Genomic DNA, 20,526 nt, shown 5'->3' on the forward strand with positions numbered 1-20,526 from the left:
TCCTTGTTCTTAATGAAATTATTTAGGTAGCGAATATATTTACTAAAGGAAATAGTAATGAAGAACCTATACGAAAAAAGGATCGATCAGGCAAAACAGATACTGGCTCCATTGGGGGAAATTCATACACGTTCCCAGTTTGGGGGATATGGGCTGTTGGCTGATAACACCATGTTTGGCCTGTTTTTGCAGGGTGAGGTCTACCTGAGGGCAACGGCGCAAATAGAAGAGGTATTCCACCGGCATCAGATGACGCGGTTACGTTATATCCGGCGTGGCCTGCCCCTGACACTCTCTTATTTTCAGCTTACCGAGGCGGGCTGGCAGGATCCGGCCCTGTTTCTGCAATTGGCTACCCTGGCATTGAATGGGGCCAGGCAGGAGCTGGCAGAAAAGCAGAACCGTGAGCGGCTGAAAGCCTTGCCCAACATCGGCGGGCATCTGGAAAGCCTGCTGTTACAAGCCGGTATCCACAATCAGGAACAGTTAAAAGCGCAGGGAGCAAAGGCATGCTATCTCAAACTGGATACGGATGATATTCCGCTCAGCCTTAAAGTGCTCTATGCCCTGGAGGGGGCCGTCACCGGTTACCACGAAGCGGCCCTGCCGGCGGAAAAACGTGATGAGTTGCGTAGCTGGTATGAGGCGCAGCACCCTGAGGCAGCCACCAAATACCGCCGCTGAAAGAGATGGCCAGCGCCCGGCTGGCCATCGTGATTGCATTGTTCAGTAAAAGCGGTGGTTCAGTCACGCCTGCGGGTCAGGTGACGGGCGGGTCAGCCGCTGATGCAGCGCGATTAATTCAGGCAGCAGGCCCAGGATTAACCCGACCTGTTGCAGCACCAGCTGCTCGCGGCTTTCCGCCTCCGGCACCACCGCCGCCACCCGCTGTGAAAGGCCCGCCAGCAGCCGTTGCAGCCGCCCGGCATCATTCGCCATCAGATGCAGCGCCCCGTCAACATAACAGGCGGCATCGTCGAGGATCGTCAGCACGTTGCTGTCATTCAGTTGCCCGCGATGGGCGCCCAACGCCGAAATGTAGCTCAGCAGCGTATGGTTCAGGCATAGCAGCCGGAACGCCTGCTCCTGCATCGTGGCACTGGCATCCGGCTCAACGGACATATTGGAAATCACGGAGGCCAGCTCTGCATTGCCGTTGTGCGCGTCCCGGCGCGCGATACGGTAGTCGAGCCGGTTGTCACGCCCCTGGTGATACTGCACCAGGATGGCATCCAGATAACGGCAGTTGGCATTCAGTGTCTTATCAATGACCAGCGGAAGCTGGCGGAAGCGCCAGTCAGGCCAGATAAAGGTCACGGCGGCCCAGGCGATGGCACACCCCAGCAGGGTATCGATCACACGCGGCAGGGCGACTTCAAACCCTTCGCCCAGCAGGTTGAAGCAGAGCAGCACCAGAAAGGTGATGAACATGGTGGCATGGGCGTACTGCACATTCCGGAAGGCAAAAAACAGCACGCCGCTGATGACAATAAGCACCAGTTGCCCTTCGGTGGAGGGCACAAAATAGAGGATCGGCAAGCCCAGCAGCACCCCGGCCAGAGTGCCGATAATCCGCAGCGCCAACCGGCGGCGGGTGGCATTGTAGTTAGGCTGGCAGACAAACAGGCTGGTCAGCAAAATCCAGTAACCATGATCCATGCCGGTGACCTGGATAAAGCTATAGCCGGCACACAAAACCACCGACATACGGATGGCGTGGCGGAACAGGGCCGATTGCGGCGTCAGGTTGCGGCGGAAACGCAACAGCATATCGCCCCAGCCGGAGAGGCGCTCCTCGGCCAGCCGGGTTTCCTGTTGCTGGCCGGTTGCCAGCGCCTGTTCCGATTCAATATTGGCCAGCTGGGCGTCAATCGCCCGCAGGTTTTTCAGCAGATGCTGTAAGGCACGCAGCGGATCACGGTTATCCGGGTCATCAGCCAGGCGCACCAGGGTCGCCTGCAACTGGCTGAAAGCCCGCTCAAACTGGCTGTTATGCTGGTAAGACTGTTGCAGCAAAACACACTGGGCCAGGTGCTGGCAGGCGCGGGCCTGCATACTCAGCATCCGCTGGAAGCGGAACATGATGTCGCTGTAGCGGAATTTTTCATTCAGTTCGCGGTACTGCGCATGGGTGGAGCTGGCACGCTCATGAATATCCTGCGCGGCAAAATAGTAGTGCAGGGCGCGGCGGGTGCCGCGCTGGCCACGATCGCCTTTCAGCCGGGTCAGCAGTGAGATTTTGGTCTGGTTCAGGGTCGCCACCAGTGCGCTGTTGGCCATCGCGACCTCAATCAAGGGCTGGTCTCCCTCTTCGAGGTCGGGGTCAAACAGGTTGGATTTTGCATCCAGATAGTGGGCCAGCTGATCAAAACTGCGGGCAATCTGCTCCTGCAACGGCCGGATAGGGAAAATCAGGTGCCCCATCAGCGTCAGCAGGTTATACCAGACAGCACCGCACAACAGCAGCAGCGGTTGCTGATACCATACCTGGTACATCGACGTGCCCAGCATGGTGTAGACGGCAATCAGCAGCGCGCCGAAGGCGATGGTGGCATAGCGCTGCCCGAGCGCGCCCAGCAGGATAAAGCCGCAGGTGGACAACATCAGCCCGGCCGCGAACAGCCACGGGTAGGGAAACAGCAGCTCGATAGAGGCCGAGGCGATAAAAAAGCACAGCAGGGTGATAAACAGATTACGCAGGCGGCCGGCCAGCCGGTCATCCAGATCCGCCAGGGCCGCCGCCACCACCCCAAGCGTCAGCGGAATGGTCAGCTTCGGTTGCCCAAGCCACCACGGTGCTGCCGCTGCCCCGGTCAGGGCCAGGGTGATGCGGATATAGTAAAGAATACTGCTGTTATAAATATACCGGCGCAGGCCGGGGGCGTAAGCGAGCACAAAAGACTCCGGAAGCGAGAAGGTCAGCCCGGCTCAGGGCCGGAAAAGCGGGCAACCACCGGGTGGCGGCGGCCCGGCATTCATCAGCGGCGGGCGTTATTGAGCCGTGCCTGTTGGGCCACTTCGACCGGGACTACCCGGCGGCCTACCGGCCAGAGCGCAATGGCCGCAATTTTGAAGTTGGCGAGCCCCACCGGAATACCGATAATTGACACGCATTGCATAATCCCGGTCGCGATGTGGGACAGGCAAAGCCACCAGCCAAACAGCAGGAACCACACAATATTCAGCAAGGTGCCCCCGCTGCTCAGCACGGCGTTACGGCTCTCCGGATGAAGTTCATCAACGTGAATCGCCTCATTACCGTAAGGCAGCAGCGAAAGTTTGGTAATCTCCCAGCAGGAGCGGGTCAGCGGCAGGGTAAAGATCAGGACGATACTGACCACCGTTGCCAGCACCCAGGCCAGAGTAGTAAAAAAGCCGCCTAACACGAAATTTAAGATATTCAGTACAGTACGCATAATAAGAAATGTGCTCTAAATAAAAAACCAACAGGGATGTGTGTGCGTTATGGCCGTGCCACAACCCCAGAGTCTACTCTTTTTTTCACGCGGGAGCCTCTCTGCCTGCTCCAGGCAGACCGGCACCGGCACAGTAAAAAGCCCTTTACTTTCATGGCACAGAATTATGGAACTCAAAGCGACGCCCCTCGGCAAACATCTGGCTCAGCACCCCTATAACCGGGTAAGGCTGCTTAACGCCGGTGTGGAAGTCAGCGGGGATAAACACCACTACCTGATCCCCTTTAACCAGTTGATCGCTATTCAGTGTAAACGAGGAATCGTGTGGGGGGAGCTGGAGTTTGAGCTGCCGGAAAGGAAAGTAGTGCGGCTGCACGGCACCGAATGGCAGGAGACCCAGCGTTTTTACCATCATCTCTTTTCACGCTGGCAGCAGTGGAGTGAGGAGATGGCTGAGATCAGCGCGCAGGTGCTGGTGGCGCAGCAGGCGGTGATTGCACAGGCAGAACAACAGCCGCGCTGGCTGACGGAGCATGATCTGGCCACGTTGCAGCAGGGTATCCGGGAGGCATTTGAGGCGCTGCCGATGCCGGTGGCGCGCATGGCGGAGTTCGCCGCCTGCCGGGAGGCCTGTGAGCACTGCCTGCGCTGGCTGGACGAGGGCAGGGCGCAGTGTGAGGCGCGGAACCGGGCCTGGGCCGGGCGGATGGCAGCGGAGTATGCACCCTTTTTTGCCTCGGTAGAGCAAGGCCCGCTGAATGCGCCCCAGGTGCAGGCGGTGGTGAACGGTGAAGAGACGGTGCAGGTGCTGGGCGGCGCGGGCAGCGGCAAAACCGCGCTGGTGGCAGCGCGTGCCGGCTGGCTGTTGCAGCGGGGGGAGGCCGCGCCTGAACAGATACTGTTGCTGGCTCCTGACCGGCAGGGCGCGGACGCGTTGAACCAGCGGATCGCTGCCCGGCTGGGCAAGGCCGGGGTGGAGGCCCTCACGTTTCAGGCGCTGGCATTGCAAATCATCGCCCAAAGCGGGCGAAAAGTGCCGAAAATCAGCAAACTGGAAGAGGACGGCAGCGCGCGCCGGAAAATGCTGCTCAAAGTGTGGCAGCAGCAGTGCGAGACGAAAAAGCCCCAGGCAGCCGGGTGGCGCACATTGCTGACGGACGACCTGGGCTGGGCGATCCCTGACAAAGCCTTCTGGAAAAACCGGGCGCTGGGGGAACAGCTGGCCCCCCGGCTGGATCAGTGGCTGGCATTGATGCGCAACCACGGCGGCAGCCAGGCAGAAATGTTAAGTGAAGCGCCGGAGGCGCTGCAGAGCGCGTTCCAGAAACAGATGCGCCTGCTGGCACCGTTACTGAAAGCCTGGAAAGCGGCGTTGAAAGAGGAGGGGGCGGTGGATGCCGGCGCGCTGTTGCATCAGGCAATGGATGTACTCAATAAAGGGCGCTTTATCAGCCCCTGGAAACAGATCCTGGTGGACGACCTCCACGCCGTCTCCCCGCCCTGGGTGCAGCTGCTGGTTGCCCTGCGGGCGCAGAACAGCCATACCGGCCTGTTTGCCGTGCTGGATAACGTGCTGGCAGGCCGCGACACCACCAGCCCGGACGGCCCGCTGTATTCCCTTTTTGATAAGCCCCATGCGCAGTGTGAACTGGAAACCACCTACCGGCTGAATGATCTTATTGCAGACGTGGCGGCCGGCATTATCCCGCTGCCGCCCGGGCAGGGCCGCCCCGCGCTGACCAGCCTGCGCCGCGGCGATAAAAAAAGCCTCCAGCTGTTGCCGGATGACCAACTGGATGCCTTGCTGGACAAACTGAGCGGCTTTGTTTCCCCCACGGAGCAGGTGCTGTTATTGGCCCGCCACGCTGCCTTGCGCCCCGCCATCGTGCAGAAAGCGGCAACCCGCTGGCCGAAGCTCAATCTCCGTTTTTCCACTCTTCATGGCAGCCGGGGGCAACAGGCGGAGTACGTCATAGTGCTGGGGTTGCAGGGCGGGCATGAAGGTTTTCCGGCCCCGGAAGGGGAGACAGCGGCCGATCAGGTGTTAACACCGGTACAAGGGGCTGCAACGCACGAGCAGGAGCACCGGTTACTGTATACGGCGCTGACCAGGGCGGCCGGGCGGGTGTGGCTGCTTTATTCGCCCGGTAACCCGTCCCGTTTTGTGGACGAATTGAAGAAGCGGGGCGTGCCGGTGCAGCGTAAGCCGTAATGGCGCGCCCGGCCGGGTTATTTCAGACGATCCTGCAGATAGCGCTGATAGTCCGGGATGGTGACCTGCACTTCCCGGCGGAACAGGCTGGACTCAATCAGGAAATCCGCCGTCGAGCGGTTATTGGCGACCGGAATGTTCCACACCGTCGCCAGGCGCAGCAGCGCTTTGACGTCCGGGTCATGCGGCACGGCGTTGAGCGGATCCCAGAAGAAAATCAGCATATCGATTTTGCCTTCAGAGATCAGCGCGCCGACCTGCTGGTCCCCGCCCATCGGGCCGCTGAGCATACTGGTCACCTTAAGCCCGGTGGCGCGCTGTACCAGGTTGCCGGTGGTGCCGGTGGCATACAACCGATGCTCCGCCAGCAACGCCTTATTCTCATCAACCCAGCTCAGCAGAATATTTTTACAGTGATCGTGGGCGACCAGCGCGATGTGTTTTTGTATGCCAATGGTGCGGGTGGTGAATTCCATATAAAAGCCCTTTATCAAAGGTAAGAGATAACGGACAGAGTACTGAAACTGGTTTTTCCTGCAAATGGCTGATGGCTGAAAAAAGCGGGAAGCCATAGGAAAAAGCGCTTTTTAGGGTAAAAAGCGCCTGGAGGGATTAACGCGCCGGGTGTTTTTCGGCCCAGTTCAGGAAGCGCTGGCGGGTTGGGGCGTCCGCCTGTTGGAACCAGTATTGCAGCATCTGCTCCGCCACGTTTTCGCCCTGTACGGTGACGGAAGCCTGGCTTACGGTGCCGGATGTGGCCGGCAGCGCCGGGCTGGCGGCTGCGGCAGGTAACAGCGCCGTCACCGAGGCCGGCTGGTTCGCGGCGTTATACTCCGCTATCGCTTTTTCCAGATCGGCACCCAGGCTCAGGCCGGGGATCTGCAGCGTGTCGCGGCGCACCGGCAGCGGGTGTTGATTGCCATCAACAACCTGGTAATCCGGGTGGGCATCAAAGCGTTTGCCGTCAGCGTCATTTTCCAGCCGCGGCAGGGTAAGCTGCCATGCGCCCTCAGCCGGGATATCGAACGCCGCAATCTGCGGTGACGAATGGTACAGGTACTGGTCACGCGCTCCGGCGCGCAGCACTCTGGAGACGCGGAACAGCAACTGATGCCGGCCCGGTGCCAGTGTCAGCTGCTCAGCCTGATTCAGCGACGACCCCGCCGCCTTTTTACCGTCAACCACCAGTACATCAACGTCCGGCGACAACGCCAGCGTGGCCGCGGTGGCAGGCAGGCACACAGAGAGCGCCAGCAGGCCGGTGACTATCCATCCTCGTTTCATTTCTCAGTTCCTCAGCAAAAAAGTCCGGCGTATTGTCCGGCAAGGTTTCCGGTGAGTCAAAGCATTCAACCATTTGATTTATATATATTTTTAAGGTGAATGAGAGGGGCGTAAAGTATGTGTTTTGATGATGAATATTGGGTGCAACCGAACTTTTTTGCGGCCGTTACTGAGAAAATGTGGCCCGCTGCCGGTGTAATCCGCGCCGGTGACGTACACTTGGCTGATACCACATCAAAGGGAGCATCAGGATGCAAGACAGTGACATCGCACAGGTACTGAAAAAGGTGAAAACCATTGCGCTGGTGGGCGCGAGTGATAATCCGTCCCGGCCCAGTTATGGCGTCATGGCGTATCTGCTGTCGCAGGGGTATGAGGTGATCCCGGTCAGCCCGAAACTGGCCGGCAGTACCCTGCTGGGGCAGCCGGTGGTCGCATCGCTGAAAGAGATCGGCCGCCATGTGGATATGGTGGATGTGTTCCGCAATACCGAGGCGGCCTACGGGGTGGCCCAGGAGGCGATTGAGATCGGGGCCGATGTGTTGTGGTTACAGATTGGGGTGATCAACGAGCAGGCGGCGGTACTGGCGCAGGATGCCGGGCTGCGCGTTATCATGGATCGCTGCCCGAAAATAGAGATCCCGCGCCTCGGCCTGCATCGCGCTGCCTGACGCGGCCCATAAAAAAGCCCAGACAAGGTCTGGGCTCCGGCGTTTCTCAGCAGCATCATTAATGGCGCAGACGCGGCGCCTGAAGCTGGTGGCGGATCTTTGCCGCCAGTTCATCCAGAGAAGGCTGTTCAGGGTGGGCGTCTGCCACTTCTCTGTCCAGTTGCGCTTCGGCCAGATACGTATGTACCGGCTGGCCTTGATCATCTTCCATCACAACGTGATACCAGGGCGCAAAACGCAGGCGTTCATTACCTGCAACCTCTTCTGCGCTTGGTTTTTCCAATGAGTATTCGGGGTCAATATCAATCACGACACCCAAAAAACCCAGCAGCTTATGGCGTACCTGCTGGCCAATACCAAATTTGCTGGCAATCATCATGACCTCCTGAGAAACCGTGCCTTTGCCTGAGAGAAATGGGGGCGAAAAGCACGTTTTCAAGTTACATCATCCGGCAGGCAAAGCCTTTCAGATAGAGGCCTTCAGGGTAAGGCGCGATAACCGGATGATCCGCCGCCTGGCGGAACTGCTCTATAAATTGTACATCACGCCCTGCATCTACGGCGGCATCGGCCAAAATTTTCTGGAACAGCTCAACCGGCATCAAACCTGAACAGGAGAAGCTCAGCAGAATGCCGCCCGGCGACAGTAACTGCATCGCCAGCATGTTGATGTCTTTATAACCGCGGCAGGCACCGGCCAGCTGGTTTTTGTTCTCAACAAACTTAGGCGGGTCCATCACGATCAGGTCAAAGGTTTCACCCCGGTCGCGGTAAGCGCGCAGCAGCTGGAACACATCATCCCGGACAAAGTCCGCTTTGCTGAGATCAAGCTGGTTGAGCTCGACGTTCTGGCGGGCAATGTCCAGCGCAGCCTGGGAGGTATCCACACTGGTGACGTGCGCGCAACCGCCCATCAGGGCCGCGACGGCAAATGCGCCGGTATAGGAGAAGCAGTTCAGTACCCGGCGGCCTTCTGCATAACGGCGGGCAGCCAGGCGGCTGTCACGCTGGTCCAGGTAAAAACCGGTTTTGTGGCCCTGCTGGATATCCACCAGCAGCTGCATGCCGTGTTCGGTAATCGGCAGCAGGGCCGGCGGCATGTCGCCCAGCACGTGGCCCTGGGCCAGCGGCAAGCCCTCTTTTTTACGCACCGCCACATCAGAGCGATCGTAAATGGCGCATTCCGGGAAACATTCCTGCAGCGCAGTCAGCAGGGCGGCGCGCTGGTATTCGGCACCGGCAGAGAGCAGTTGCAGCACCAGGAAGTTCTGGAAACGGTCGATGGTGATGCCCGGCAGGCCGTCGGACTCACCGGCAATCAGGCGGTAGCCGTTCAGGCCGTCACGTTTGGCCAGCCAGTCACGCCACTGCTGGGCCTGCTTCAGCCGGCGGACAAAGAAGGCGGTATCAATCTGTTCCTGCTTGTCGAACGTCCAGACGCGGGCACGGATCTGGGACTGGGGCGAGTAAGCGCCACGTGCCAGCCATTTGCCCTGGTTGTCGTAGATCTCAACGGTATCACCGGAAACGGCGTCACCTTCAACGCGGTGAACAGCACCGGAAAAAACCCACGGATGGCGGCGGAGCAGGGATTTTTCGCGCCCTTTGGCGAGATATAAACGTACGGTCATAATATAAAGGCTGCCAGCTTAAAAAAAAGAGCGACATTGTCGGAGTATGACGCCGAAAATGCAACGAATCACACCAGATGAGGAGAAGATTATGGCAAAGGTCTGTGTTTCTGCCTATGTGTATGGGCTTGTTCAGGGCGTCGGGTTCCGTTACTCGACGCAGCATCAGGCAAAAAGCCTGGGGTTGACCGGTTACGCGCGTAACCTGGAAGACGGCAGTGTGGAAGTAGTGGCCTGCGGCCCGCAGGAGAAGCTGGACCAGCTGATAAGCTGGCTGAAGCAGGGCGGGCCGAAAAGCGCCAGGGTAGACCGGGTGTTGACGGAACCCAAAGCCGCCGGGGAATACAGCGACTTCAGCATCCGGCATTAAGTCAGAGGCACTTCACCGGCTTGGGCAGGCCGGCAATTTTGGTGGCCTGTTTGGCCGGCCCTTTAGGGAACAGGCGGAACAGGTAACGGCTGTTGCCTTTCTCTTCCCCATATTTTTGCGCCATCGCTTTCACCAGCATACGGATGGCCGGTGAGGTATTGAACTCCAGATAAAACGCGCGCACGAAACGCACCACTTCCCAATGGGCGTCAGTCAGGGTAATGCCTTCCTGCGCAGCCAGCAGCGGGGCCATCCCTTCCTGCCAGTCCGCGCTGTTTTTCAGGTAGCCCTGGGTATCGGTGTCGATGGTGCGGCCTTCAAACTCGAACATACAACCTCAGAAACGGGAAAAATCGGCGGGCAGTTTACCAAAATTGGGGCGGTGCCAACAATAACCGTTCGCAGGTTGCAGCAGCGTGAAGGCCGTCTCAGGGAAAGGCAAGGGGGCGTCACCCCGCCGCAGCGGGGTGAGCAGGCACAGCATCAGTTACTGCGGGCGAAGCCCAGCAGGCTCAGCAGGCTGACAAACACGTTATACAGTGACACATACAGGCTCACGGTCGCGCGGATATAGTTGGTTTCCCCGCCGTGAATGATGTTGCTGGTTTCCCACAGGATAGCGCCCGAGGAGAACAGGATGAACATCACGCTGATGGCCAGATAAAGCGCCGGGATCTGCAGGAACAGGTTGGCGATCACCGCCACCAGCAACACCACAAACCCGGCCATCATCATGCCGGAGAGGAAAGACATGTCCTTACGGGTGGTCAGCACGTAGGCGGAGCAACAGAAGAACACCAGCGCGGTGCCGCCCAGCGCCAGCATGATGATGTCCCCGGCACCGGCAGACAGCAGCGAGCTTAAGATGGGGCCGAGGGTATACCCCATAAAGCCGGTCAGGGCGAACGCCGCCAGGATACCGGCCGGGCTGTCAGCCAGGCGGTACGTCAGGAACATCAGGCCATAGAAGCCGACCAGCATCAGCAGCAGGCCGGGGGCCGGCAACATCAGCAGCGTACTGGCCGTTGCCGTCAGGGCCGAGAAGCCCAGCGTCAACGCCAACAGGAAATAGGTGTTACGCAACACCTTATGCGTGCTCAACAGTGAGCGTTCACGTGACGAAACGACGATACGATCCATATGCGATCCCACCAGGTATAGTGAAAAGAAACAGAATCATAGAAAGTTGGTGCCGCGCCGCATAGACGTTTTACCCTTCTTTACGCGGTCATGACGAGTGAAAAAGCGGCAGCCTGCTGGTTTTTACGGCGATTGCGCGGCATGCGTCTATTTTTCAGGCGATTGAATCATCCCGGGCTTTACAAGCCGATCAGGGATGTTTATAGTTCGCGTCGTTGCGGAGGAGTGGCCGAGCGGCTGAAGGCAACGGTCTTGAAAACCGTCGATGGGCGACTATCCGTGAGTTCGAATCTCACCTCCTCCGCCATCAAATTTAAGGGGTTGCCGAAAGGCAGCCCCTTTTGCTTTGCAGCGTTTCAGGACATCTGCTCTGCCGTCCGGCGCGTTTACCCTTTCCGGCATCACGAAACGTGATCCAGCTCTGAATTACCCGCAAACCATATTCTCTTCGCCCCGAAAGTGATCGCCATCACGACAGGCAAGTAAAAATTAAATTAGGATTAGTGCCAATAGACGAACGGAAGTTGTCTGCTGTGTGTTCCGTTAAAGAGCTGACTTGCCTGACAACCGGAGATAAGCGCCGGGGAACAACACATTTTTCTGACTGGACTTCTGTAAGCAGTAGCCTCCTGAATAAGTAAAATGATGTCGTTTTCAAAATATACCCTGCCTGGTGCAGGGTTTTTTTGTACCTGGGCTGTGCAGGGCAGTGCCTGGCCGGATTTTCAACCCGACAGAGATGGCACAACTTTTATGGATTGTTTATCATATGTTCATAACGGTCGTGAATGAATCACCTTCATCATGTGCCGTGCCGGCAATGCCTGCATCAGGGCATCGATACCGGCAGGCCGTGGTGAACTCAGACAGTAATGAACACGTCAGTGGCAAAGTGAGATGGTGTGAAAAAAAGATCTTCTCTCCCGGAGAAGCCGTTGTACCAGGAAACCCTGGGAGATGCGCAGTTTGCTGTGGCGGTACTGGTGCTGACATCCTGTACATTGATCGTTTTCACGCTGATCATTACGCTGCTGGTGACATAACGGATGATGCAGGGAGCCGGTAACATGGACAAAAAACGTCTTGATGACAACAAGCTGATCGCAATCATTGCGTTGCTCGTCTCCAGCCTGATTGTGGTCTCTGTGTTGTTCGGCATGACATACTTTTCCGATATCAAAAACCACGATGCGGCGCGGCTGGACGTTAAACGCTGCTACATCAAAGAGTGACGCTTCCCAGGCCGGTTCCGTTCAGGGAGCGGCCCAGTATTTCAACACGCCCTCGTTATGCCCGGTCACCGGGTCACTCTTCGGCAGCGGCACATCCTGCACGGCTTTCGTGCGCGCGGACAGCAGGGCCGGTTCATCACGGCATAAATCCGGGCTGAAGCCGGCCGGATAGGCCCCCACCAGCATAAATTCCTTATCAGCCGAGAGCTGTTTATGGCCCACGCCCGCCGGGATCAGCAGCACATCACCGGGTTTTACCTCATGAACCGGCCCCTGCTCGCCGCCCAGTTGCAGGCGGGCCGTTCCGGCATAGCAGCCTACCACCTCGTGCGTGGTGGTGTGAAAATGGGTAAACGGGTAGACGGGGTAACGCCACTGCGGCGGCCAGCCGTTCGCCGTGAACAGGTGCTCCAGATAGGCGGCATTATCCGCAGTGTCCGGCGGAATCACATGGTGGTAGAGCATCACCGGGTAGGGGCTGTTCGGCACGCCGTGCGCCGGTGTGGTCAGGCTAATCCTCTCCATAGCAACCTCTCTCGATTGGGCGCGGGTAAAAGGGCAGACAGGGGCAGCGGCCAGTATTGCCAGAATGCGGCAAAACCGGCGGCGGTCAATGGGCATCCACGTTCCTCCATTCCATGTGTCACAGTGAGATAAGCACAGCAACCGCGCGGGGTTACATCCAACAGGTATAGCGCAAAACGTGATGATGATCGTTTTCTGCTGATCTTTTTCTGAAACCGGGCGCCGGCGTACGCGACGCATTTTTGGGAGGCCACATGGCCGGAAGCCCGCTGTCACCGGGCTTCGCGCGTGCCGCACGTTGCGTGCTGCAGGGGGCGCAACATCAGGCCGTGGTGAAAGAGGGGAAATGGATTTGAAAAAAAACCTTTATCTTCTAGGCTTAAAGAACATAAAGCACTTCAGGAGGAGAAGTCATGAATAAAAAAACACTGTTAATGGCAGCGATGGGAGCTGTAACGCTGCTGTCAGGATGTACCGCTTATGACCGCGCATCCAGCTATGTTGATGAGCCGGTCGTGAGCGACGTGAAAGTCGGCATGACCCGCGAGCAGGTACGCGCCATCGCCGGGCCGCCGTCCACCGATGTGACCATGATCCATGCGAAAGGGACGTGCAGCAACTACGCGATCAAACCGCGTGACGGCAAAGCGCAGGTTTACTTTGTCAGCTTTGATGAGACCGGCCATGTCCTGAATAAAGGCTACCAGTCATGTGCGGATTACGACACCGACCCGCAGCAGGGCAAATAATACCCCGACAAGGGTAAATAAGCCTGCGCAAAGCGACAATACAGAAACGGCCGCCTGGTTCTTCCGGCGGCCGTTTTTATTGGGCATCTGGGGGGGCAACGGCTGACAGGGGAAAAAACAGCGGCTATCGTTGAATTTAGGCCCACAGCAGCCGGTTATTCGCGCAATGGCTTTTTTGGCGGCAGGCGTATTCTGATGCCACTTAACCAGCCTGACAGGAATAACCATGAGCTTACGCACCGAACGCCTTTTCAAATACCTCAGCCTGATTTGCGGCGTGGCGATTATCGGCCTGCTGACGGTGATGTACCGTACCGGCCTCTGAGTCCCTTTCAGGCGTCGTTATTGATCTTCACCCCGATCCGGGTCACGTTCCCGCCTTCCATCTCGGCAATCGTCCAGATCAGATCGTTCCAGTCGATATGGTCACCGATAACCGGTTCTCCGCCCAGCCGCTGCAACATAAAGTGATGCAATGGCTGGCCGGGGTCGATATCCGCTGACAGCGTCAGGCCATATTGCTCCGCCACTGCGCCCAGCCGGGCATCCGCATCCAGAATAAAGTCGCCGAAGAAGCGCTCGTCCACCTTGGTGCGCGGCGTCTCACTGAAGAGTTTGCCTAACTGCGGAATATCGCTTTCGCGGCCAATCACACACAAAATATCGCCCTCCTGCAGGCGGGTGTTGCGCGTGGGGTAGAGCATCTCCTGGCCGCGGAACAGCGCGGTGATGCGGGTCTGCGGCGGCAGTTGTAAATCGCGGATCGCCGCGCCGATATACCACTTTTCCGCCCCGAGCTTGTAGGTGAAATGCTGCCAGATATTCTGCGGGTCGATATCCAGCCCGATGCGTGACTCCGGCGTCGGTGTCGGCGGCACAATGACCCGCGCCTGCTGGGCAGCCCAGGCCAGTGAGGTGCCCTGTACCAGCAGCGACACCAGCACGATAAAGAACGCCACATTGAAGAATAGGCGCGCATCAGGGATGCCCGCCATCATCGGGAACACCGCCAGGATAATCGGCACCGCGCCGCGCAACCCAACCCATGACAGGAATACCCGCTCACGGCCGGTAAAGCTGCGGAACGGCAGCAGGCTGGCAAACACCGCCACCGGCCGCACAAACACAATCATCCACACCGAAAGCAGCAGGGCCGGCAGCGCAATCGGCAGCAACTGGCTGGGCGTCAGCAGCAGGCCGAGCACCATAAACATGCCGATCTGGCTCAGCCAGGCCATGCCGTCAAAGGTTTGCAAAATGCCGTGGCGGTTGCGGATCGGCGAGTTGCCGAGCTTCAGGCCGCACAGGTAAACCGCCAGAATACCGCTGCCTTCCAGCAGGGTGGTGAGGGCAAACACCAGCAGGCCGCCGCTCAGGGCCAGCAGCGGGTAAAGCCCCGGCGCCAGAGGGATGCGGTTGATCGACTGCTGTAACAGCCAGCCACCGGCAAACCCGAGGGCGATGCCCAGGCCGAACTGGCGGATGATGTCCACAATAAACATCCAGCTCAGGCCATGCTCGCCTTTGCCGATCATGTCGATCAGGGTAATGGTCAGGAACACCGCCATCGGGTCATTGCAGCCGGACTCAATCTCCAGCGTGGCGCTGACGCGGTCATTCAGCCCTTTGCCGCCAATCATGGAAAACACGGCGGCCGCGTCGGTGGAGCCGACAATCGCCCCAATCAGCAACCCCTGATAGAGGTTGACATGGAACAGCCAGGCGGCGGCCAGCCCGGTCAGCGCGGCGGTCAGCACCACGCCTACGGTGGCGAGCGAGAGCGCAGGCCACAGGGCGACGCGGAAATAGGAGGCCCGGGTGCGCATCCCGCCATCCAGCAGGATCACCGCCAGCGCCAGGTTGCTTATCATGTACGCCAGCGGATAGTTATCGAACTCAATCCCGCCCAGGCCATCCACGCCGGCCAGCATCCCAATGGCCAGAAAAATCACCAGGATCGGGATACCGAGCCGTGAAGAGAGCGAACTCAGCAGAATGCTTGCCCCTACCAACACGGCACTAATCACAAACAATGTGTTGATAGTGCTTGCTTCCAAATCGCTTTCTCCCCTGTTTTTGCCGGTTATGCAGCAACTATGCCAGTTAACTGATTATGCAGAACCACTATAGTGTAATTTAGCCTGAGAATATCAAAGAGGTGTTTGATAATTTAGGAAAATGAGCGATACGCCGGGCTTTTGGCGGGTGACAGGCAGCATGTTGCAACCGTGCGACAGGGGTAGCGCAGGAACAGGGCCCCGTAATGGGGCCGGGAATCAACGCGGGTGGCGGCGTGCGCGTGGGTTAAGCAGGTTACGTGACCGGCTGAGCTGGATATGGCGGTAAAGGGCATAGACCGCGAGTACGCAGAATACCACCATCAACATAATTAACGTGGTTTGCATCGGGATCTCCGGTAAAGAAAGGAAGCACCTCTGCCGGGTGGCAGCTTAACGTAGTGTAGTGTATGCCTTGCGGCTTGTGTGTTTTGTGAGCGTTTTGCCGGCTATCCGCGGTTGGGCCACCGGCCGCGAACGGGTATACTGCCGCGCTGTGCCCGGTTGGCGGGCTGTTGTTATCAAGGATTCGCGTTTGTCTGACATCTCTGCCCCGGCCCGGCCGGGCCTGCGTCTCGCGCTTCAGGAGTGGGTGCTGATCGGCATTACCATGATCTGGGGCGGCACGTTTCTGATCGTTCATCTGGCCGTCCAGGTCAGCGGCCCGTTCTTTTTCGTTGGCCTGCGGTTTGCCACGGCGACCGCCGTGCTGCTGCTGTTCTCCGCCCATACGCTGCGCGGCCTGACCTGGGCCGAGCTGAAAGCCGGCAGCCTGGTGGGGGTGGCCATTATGTTTGGCTACGGCCTGCAAACGGTGGGGTTGCAGAGCATTAACAGCAGCAAATCCGCCTTTATCACCGCCATGTATGTGCCGATTGTGCCGCTGTTACAGTGGCTGGTGCTGCGACGTGCGCCGGGCATCATGTCTTCGCTGGGCATTGTGCTGGCCTTCGCCGGGTTGATTCTGCTCGCCGGGCCGGACAACGCCTCGCTCAGTTTCACCTTTGGCGAGATCATTACGCTGGTGAGTGCGCTGGCGATTGCTGCTGAGATCCTGCTGATTGGCGCGTTTGCCGGCCAGGTGAATATCCGCCGCGTCACTATTATCCAGCTCGGCACCGCCTCGCTGCTGGCTTTTTTGATGATGGCCCCGGCCGGGGAAAGCCTGCCGCCGCTCTCTGACCGGCTGCTCTGGAGCGCGCTGGGCTTAGGCTGTGCCAGTGCGCTGATCCAGGTCACCATGAACTGGGCGCAGAAGAGTGTCTCACCCACGCGCGCCACGGTGATCTACGCCGGTGAGCCGGTCTGGGCCGGGGTGGTCGGGCGGCTGGCCGGTGAACGGTTGCCGGGCGTTGCGCTGCTGGGCGGGGCGCTGATTGTGCTGGGGGTGCTGGTCAGTGAGCTGCGGTTGAAAAGAAAAAAACCGGCCGCTGTCTCAGACGGGTGTGCTGGATAGCGGCCGGCGATCATCAAGATGATGAGCTAAGGAGAAACTGAGGTCGTCAGCGATCTTTTAATGCAGCTTCTGTGCCAACCGGCACTCTACGCCGGTTGCGCAGCAGGGCATTCAGCAGAATGGCCCCAAAGGTAGCGGTGCCGATGCCCCCCATCGTGAAGCCGCCCAGGCTCAGGGCAAAATCCCCGGCGCCCAGCACCAGCGTCACGGCGACCATGATCAGGTTGCCGTTCTCACTGAGATCCACCCGGTTCTGCACCCAGATACGCGCGCCTGCCACGGCAATCAACCCAAACACCACAATCGAGGTGCCGCCCAGCACCGGGCCGGGAATGGTGTGGATCACTGCACCAAACTTGGGCGAAAAGCCCAGCAGAATGGCAACCAGCGCCGCCGCCACAAAAATCAGCGTGGAGTAGATGCGGGTCACCGCCATCACGCCGATATTCTCAGCATAGGTCGTCACACCGGTGCCGCCCATCGAGGCGGAAAGCATGGTCGCCAGGCCGTCACCGACAAAGGCGCGCCCCATGTACGGGTCGAGGTTTTTGCCGGTCATGCCCGCCACCGCTTTGATATGGCCGAGGTTCTCCGCCACCAGGATCACCGCCACCGGCGCGATCAGCAGCATCGCCTGGCTGCTGAATACCGGCGTGCTGAACGCCGGCAGGCCGAACCAGGCAGCTTGTGCCACCGGCGCAAAATTCACCGGTGTGCCCCAGCCCAGCCCGTTGGTCACCGCGATGTAGATCAGGTAGGCTGCCAGCAGCCCGATCAGGATCAGCAGGCGTTGCAGCAGCCCACGGGTAAACACCGCCACACTGCCGATACAGAGCACCGTGATCACCGCCATCCAGCTGTCAAACGTCGAGCCTGAGACGCTTTTCACCGCAATCGGTGCCAGGTTGAGGCCAATCGCCATCACCACCGCACCGGTGACCACCGGCGGCATCAGCCGTTCAATCCAGCGGGTGCCGGCCGCCATCACAATTACCCCGATCAGCGTATAGACGGCCCCACAGGCGATGATGCCGCCCAGCGCCACCCCCATATTGGGGTTCGGCCCCTGGCCGCCGTAGCCGGTCACGGCGATCACCAGCCCGACAAAAGCCGCGCTGGAGCCGAGGTAACTGGGCACCCGGCCGCCCACCACCAGAAAGAACAGCAGGGTGCCGATGCCGGACATCAGAATCGCCAGATTGGCATCAAAGCCCATCAGCAGCGGCATCAGCACCGTGGCACCAAACATCGCCACCGAGTGTTGCAGCCCCATCACCAGCGTCGGCCAGAGCGGCAACCGCTCATCCGGGGCGATGATTGCCCCGTCAAGATTGCCCTGCCGTTTATGCCATTTCGGAAACCAGGAAGAGGTCATGGTGTTCTCCAGAGGTGGAATGCAGACCGCCGCAGTGCGGCGGGCCGGTTAACTGAGCTGGCGCATCAGCGGGTGGTAGCGCCGGTCGAAATAGACCAGGCCGTGGCCCGCGTCATTGCGCCGCAACGCCACCACCTCACAGAACAGGATGTCATGGGTGCCGACGCTGACCGTCTGGGTGATGCGGCAATCAAAATTGGCCACTGCCCCGGCCAGCACCGGCGAGCCGGTCGCCAGCCGCGACCAGTCGGCAGCGGCGAAGCGGGCCTCCATCAGCGTTTTGCCGCCAAACAGGTTGGAGAGGTCCTCGTGCCCGGCGGACAGCGTGTTAACGCAAAGCTGCTGGTTGCGGGCAAAGGCCGGGTGCACCGAGGCGGAACGGTTCAGGCAGACCAGCAGCGTCGGCGGGGTGTCGGTCACGCTGCATACCGCCGAGGCAGTAAAACCGGCGCGACCTGCCGGGCCATCGGTGGTGATGATATTGACCGCCGCCCCCAGGCAGGACATGGCCTGGCGGAACGTGTGTTGCGTCACCGGCTCAACCGGGGGGGCCGCCTGCGCAGCGGTATCCGCATAGGGTAATGCAGTGTGCATATGTCAGCTCCTTACTATGAAATCAGCATAACCGGCAGGCGCGGTCGAACGGCAGGCGCGGCAGGCGGCCATACACCTTGCCGGCATCGCCATAGCCGATATTGATCAGAAAATTGACTTTCCAGCCCTGTTCCGCCAGAAATTCCTGCTCGATTTTCGCCGGGTCGAAACCGGACATCGGCCCGGTGTCCAGCCCCAGTGAGCGGCAGGCGATGATCAGGTAGGCGGCTTGCAGGCTGGCGTTACGGAACGCCGTCTCGTGGGCCAGTTCCGGGCTGGAGGTAAACCAGCTGCGGGCATCGCCGTGCGGGAAGAGTTCCGGCAGGGCGTCATAAAACGCCGGGTCCCAGGCCATAATGGCGGTGACCGGCGCACTTTGCGTCTTGGCGACATTGCCGCTGGAGAGCGTAGGCAGCAGCCGTGCGCGGGCTTGTGGGCTGCGCACAAACACGATGCGCGCCGGGCTGCAATTGGCGGAGGTCGGGCCGAGGCTGGCGAGCTGGTACACCTCCTGCAACAGCGCATCACTCACCGGCTTATCCAGCCAGCCATTCTGGCTGCGCGCCTCGGTAAACAGCGTGGCCAGGGCGGCAGCGCTCAGGGCTTCATTCATACAGGCTCCATTGGGTGGCGTTTCAGCCACGCCAGTAAAAGGGAAGTAAAGGTCTCCGGGTCCGTCACGCTCATGGCATGGCCGCCATAGGCCATCTCCTGGTAATGGCCCTGCGGCAGGGCCGCTGCCAGCGCCGCTGAACAAGGGTAGGGCACCAGCAGGTCATCCCGCGCGCACAGTGCCAGCACCGGTGCCTCCAGTGCCGGCAGCCGGGCACGCAGATCGGCGGCCATCAGCGCCTCCAGCCGGTGCAGCAGGTTTTCCATGCCCTGAAAGTGCGCGACCTGGTGCGCCTGCTCCTGCTCCAGCAACGCCTCATGCTGTGACAGCCAGTCCGCCGGGTAGAGGAACAGCGGCTGGGCGCGCACATAGGCTTCCACGCCGCTGTTCAGCAGCAGATCGCGGCGCACGTTGAAGCAGCGCCGGGTCTGGCTGTCCAGCACCGGCCAGCCGTTGACCACCACCAGGCTGTGCAGCAGGCCGGGGTAATCCAGCGCCAGCTGCAACCCGATAATGCCGCCCAGCGCATGGCCCACCAGATGGCAGCGCTGCACCTCAAGCCGCTGTAACAACGCAGCCAGTTCGGCGGCCATGTCTGCCATCCGGTAGCCCGGCGCCAGGGTGCCGCCGCTGCGGCCGGTGCCGTTGTGGTCGTAAAGGATCACCCGGCGTCCGGCCGCCAGCGCGGCCAGTTGCGGCTGCCAGAAACTGCCGCTGCCGCCCAGACCGGCACTGAGCACGACGGTCTCAGCAGTGGGCGACGGGTCGCCCAGCACCTCGTAATACATCATGGCCTCTCTTAGGTGACGGTCAGCGGGTGCCGATATGGGCAATGGTGGCGATCTCAATCAGCGCGTCCGGCTTCACCAGCCCGCACTGGATGCAGAAACGGGCCGGTTTGTCACCGGGGAAGTACCCGGCGTAGACCTGATTAATCGCCGCGTAATTGGCCCAGTCAGTGATAAAAATCGAGTTAAAGGTCACGTCATCCATCGTGCCGCCTGCGGTTTCAATCACGCTTTTGATGGTCTCGAGCACGTGGCGCGTCTGGGCGGCGGCATCGCCGACATGCACCACGTTGTTCTCTTTATCGAACGGCAGCGTCCCGGAGACATACACCACGCCGTCAGCCAGCGTGCCGGGGACAAAGGGCGCCAGCGGTACGCCGCTGCCGGGGGGAATAATGGCGTGTTTAGGCATT

At 59.7% G+C, this 20,526-nt stretch carries 24 protein-coding genes and 1 tRNA gene; 9 read left to right on the top strand and 16 right to left on the bottom strand.

Annotated elements, in window-relative coordinates:
- The first annotated feature begins 57 nt into the window (after positions 1 to 57).
- Complete coding sequence (locus CYR52_RS03135) at positions 58 to 684, top strand: TfoX/Sxy family DNA transformation protein (protein ID WP_072925671.1); 627 nt, start codon at positions 58 to 60, stop codon at positions 682 to 684.
- 63 nt (positions 685 to 747) lie between these two features.
- Here the strand turns inward: CYR52_RS03135 and yccS are convergent, their stop codons facing one another.
- Both yccS and CYR52_RS03145 read right to left on the bottom strand, forming a co-directional pair.
- On the bottom strand, positions 748 to 2,895 hold the full coding sequence (gene yccS / locus CYR52_RS03140) for a YccS family putative transporter (RefSeq protein WP_101827937.1): 2,148 nt from the start codon (positions 2,893 to 2,895) through the stop codon (positions 748 to 750).
- Between the two features lie 83 nt (positions 2,896 to 2,978).
- On the bottom strand, positions 2,979 to 3,416 hold the full coding sequence (locus tag CYR52_RS03145) for a YccF domain-containing protein (RefSeq protein WP_101827938.1): 438 nt from the start codon (positions 3,414 to 3,416) through the stop codon (positions 2,979 to 2,981).
- Positions 3,417 to 3,582: 166 nt separating this feature from the next.
- Here CYR52_RS03145 and helD point away from each other — a divergent pair, with 166 nt between their 5' ends.
- Complete coding sequence (gene helD, locus CYR52_RS03150; protein ID WP_101827939.1) at positions 3,583 to 5,628, top strand: DNA helicase IV; 2,046 nt, start codon at positions 3,583 to 3,585, stop codon at positions 5,626 to 5,628.
- Between the two features lie 17 nt (positions 5,629 to 5,645).
- Here helD and CYR52_RS03155 read toward each other — a convergent pair whose 3' ends face one another.
- Positions 5,646 to 6,104, bottom strand: coding sequence for a methylglyoxal synthase (locus CYR52_RS03155; protein ID WP_101827940.1), 459 nt, complete (start codon positions 6,102 to 6,104; stop codon positions 5,646 to 5,648).
- 136 nt (positions 6,105 to 6,240) lie between these two features.
- A complete protein-coding gene (locus CYR52_RS03160; protein ID WP_072925657.1) occupies positions 6,241 to 6,912 on the bottom strand; it encodes a DUF2057 family protein in 672 nt (223 codons plus the stop codon).
- A 251-nt stretch (positions 6,913 to 7,163) separates the two neighbouring features.
- Here CYR52_RS03160 and CYR52_RS03165 point away from each other — a divergent pair, with 251 nt between their 5' ends.
- Entirely contained in the window at positions 7,164 to 7,583 is a 420-nt protein-coding gene (locus CYR52_RS03165) for a CoA-binding protein (protein WP_072925654.1), read from the top strand.
- Between the two features lie 58 nt (positions 7,584 to 7,641).
- Here the strand turns inward: CYR52_RS03165 and hspQ are convergent, their stop codons facing one another.
- Together hspQ and rlmI are read right to left on the bottom strand one after the other, a co-directional pair.
- Positions 7,642 to 7,959, bottom strand: coding sequence for a heat shock protein HspQ (gene hspQ / locus CYR52_RS03170; protein ID WP_072925650.1), 318 nt, complete (start codon positions 7,957 to 7,959; stop codon positions 7,642 to 7,644).
- Positions 7,960 to 8,023: 64 nt separating this feature from the next.
- The gene (rlmI, locus tag CYR52_RS03175; RefSeq protein ID WP_101827941.1) at positions 8,024 to 9,214 is read right to left on the bottom strand and encodes a 23S rRNA (cytosine(1962)-C(5))-methyltransferase RlmI; all 1,191 of its coding nucleotides are present in this window, start codon (positions 9,212 to 9,214) and stop codon (positions 8,024 to 8,026) included.
- 91 nt (positions 9,215 to 9,305) lie between these two features.
- On the opposite strand from rlmI, the gene yccX reads away from it, so the two are divergent.
- The gene (yccX, locus tag CYR52_RS03180) at positions 9,306 to 9,584 is read left to right on the top strand and encodes an acylphosphatase (protein WP_072925644.1); all 279 of its coding nucleotides are present in this window, start codon (positions 9,306 to 9,308) and stop codon (positions 9,582 to 9,584) included.
- A gap of 1 nt (position 9,585) precedes the next feature.
- Here yccX and tusE read toward each other — a convergent pair whose 3' ends face one another.
- Both tusE and yccA read right to left on the bottom strand, forming a co-directional pair.
- Positions 9,586 to 9,915, bottom strand: a complete 330-nt coding sequence (tusE, locus tag CYR52_RS03185) for a sulfurtransferase TusE (protein WP_072925642.1) — start codon at positions 9,913 to 9,915, stop codon at positions 9,586 to 9,588.
- A 152-nt stretch (positions 9,916 to 10,067) separates the two neighbouring features.
- Entirely contained in the window at positions 10,068 to 10,724 is a 657-nt protein-coding gene (yccA, locus tag CYR52_RS03190; RefSeq protein WP_072925639.1) for an FtsH protease modulator YccA, read from the bottom strand.
- A 219-nt stretch (positions 10,725 to 10,943) separates the two neighbouring features.
- Between yccA and CYR52_RS03195 the strand changes: the two genes are divergently transcribed.
- The 3 genes from CYR52_RS03195 to CYR52_RS22580 all read left to right on the top strand — a co-directional run bounded on the left by CYR52_RS03195 (position 10,944) and on the right by CYR52_RS22580 (position 11,956).
- Positions 10,944 to 11,031 (top strand) — tRNA-Ser (locus CYR52_RS03195).
- A gap of 595 nt (positions 11,032 to 11,626) precedes the next feature.
- Complete coding sequence (locus tag CYR52_RS22575; protein WP_165698427.1) at positions 11,627 to 11,767, top strand: hypothetical protein; 141 nt, start codon at positions 11,627 to 11,629, stop codon at positions 11,765 to 11,767.
- 24 nt (positions 11,768 to 11,791) lie between these two features.
- Positions 11,792 to 11,956 carry a hypothetical protein gene (locus CYR52_RS22580; RefSeq protein ID WP_165698426.1) on the top strand — a complete coding sequence of 55 codons (165 nt, stop codon included), beginning with the start codon at positions 11,792 to 11,794 and terminating at the stop codon, positions 11,954 to 11,956.
- A 21-nt stretch (positions 11,957 to 11,977) separates the two neighbouring features.
- On the opposite strand, the gene CYR52_RS03200 is transcribed toward CYR52_RS22580, so the two are convergent.
- Entirely contained in the window at positions 11,978 to 12,481 is a 504-nt protein-coding gene (locus tag CYR52_RS03200; RefSeq protein ID WP_241506049.1) for a cupin domain-containing protein, read from the bottom strand.
- Between the two features lie 413 nt (positions 12,482 to 12,894).
- Here CYR52_RS03200 and osmE point away from each other — a divergent pair, with 413 nt between their 5' ends.
- On the top strand, positions 12,895 to 13,230 hold the full coding sequence (gene osmE, locus CYR52_RS03205) for an osmotically-inducible lipoprotein OsmE (RefSeq protein ID WP_072925633.1): 336 nt from the start codon (positions 12,895 to 12,897) through the stop codon (positions 13,228 to 13,230).
- A gap of 332 nt (positions 13,231 to 13,562) precedes the next feature.
- On the opposite strand, the gene CYR52_RS03210 is transcribed toward osmE, so the two are convergent.
- Both CYR52_RS03210 and CYR52_RS22990 read right to left on the bottom strand, forming a co-directional pair.
- Positions 13,563 to 15,287 (bottom strand): potassium/proton antiporter, encoded by a 1,725-nt coding sequence (locus CYR52_RS03210; RefSeq protein ID WP_101827942.1) that lies wholly within the window; start codon positions 15,285 to 15,287, stop codon positions 13,563 to 13,565.
- A 219-nt stretch (positions 15,288 to 15,506) separates the two neighbouring features.
- Complete coding sequence (locus CYR52_RS22990; protein ID WP_276327345.1) at positions 15,507 to 15,635, bottom strand: hypothetical protein; 129 nt, start codon at positions 15,633 to 15,635, stop codon at positions 15,507 to 15,509.
- A 196-nt stretch (positions 15,636 to 15,831) separates the two neighbouring features.
- On the opposite strand from CYR52_RS22990, the gene CYR52_RS03215 reads away from it, so the two are divergent.
- A complete protein-coding gene (locus CYR52_RS03215) occupies positions 15,832 to 16,743 on the top strand; it encodes a DMT family transporter (RefSeq protein ID WP_394854008.1) in 912 nt (303 codons plus the stop codon).
- Positions 16,744 to 16,789: 46 nt separating this feature from the next.
- Here CYR52_RS03215 and rutG read toward each other — a convergent pair whose 3' ends face one another.
- Genes rutG through rutC form a run of 5 tightly spaced genes read right to left on the bottom strand, consistent with a single transcriptional unit; the run spans position 16,790 to position 20,525 of the window.
- Complete coding sequence (gene rutG, locus CYR52_RS03220) at positions 16,790 to 18,118, bottom strand: pyrimidine utilization transport protein G (protein ID WP_101827943.1); 1,329 nt, start codon at positions 18,116 to 18,118, stop codon at positions 16,790 to 16,792.
- Positions 18,119 to 18,166: 48 nt separating this feature from the next.
- Entirely contained in the window at positions 18,167 to 18,712 is a 546-nt protein-coding gene (gene rutF, locus CYR52_RS03225) for an NADH-dependent FMN reductase RutF (RefSeq protein WP_101827944.1), read from the bottom strand.
- Positions 18,713 to 18,734: 22 nt separating this feature from the next.
- Positions 18,735 to 19,325, bottom strand: a complete 591-nt coding sequence (locus CYR52_RS03230) for a malonic semialdehyde reductase (RefSeq protein ID WP_101827945.1) — start codon at positions 19,323 to 19,325, stop codon at positions 18,735 to 18,737.
- A complete protein-coding gene (gene rutD, locus CYR52_RS03235) occupies positions 19,322 to 20,113 on the bottom strand; it encodes a pyrimidine utilization protein D (protein ID WP_101827946.1) in 792 nt (263 codons plus the stop codon). The genes CYR52_RS03230 and rutD overlap by 4 nt, the downstream gene beginning before the upstream one ends.
- Positions 20,114 to 20,135: 22 nt before the next feature.
- Positions 20,136 to 20,525 (bottom strand): pyrimidine utilization protein C, encoded by a 390-nt coding sequence (gene rutC / locus CYR52_RS03240; protein WP_072925617.1) that lies wholly within the window; start codon positions 20,523 to 20,525, stop codon positions 20,136 to 20,138.
- Position 20,526: the final 1 nt, after the last annotated feature.

It is taken from the genome of Chimaeribacter arupi (genome assembly GCF_002858805.1).
Classification (GTDB): Bacteria; Pseudomonadota; Gammaproteobacteria; order Enterobacterales; family Enterobacteriaceae; genus Chimaeribacter; species Chimaeribacter arupi.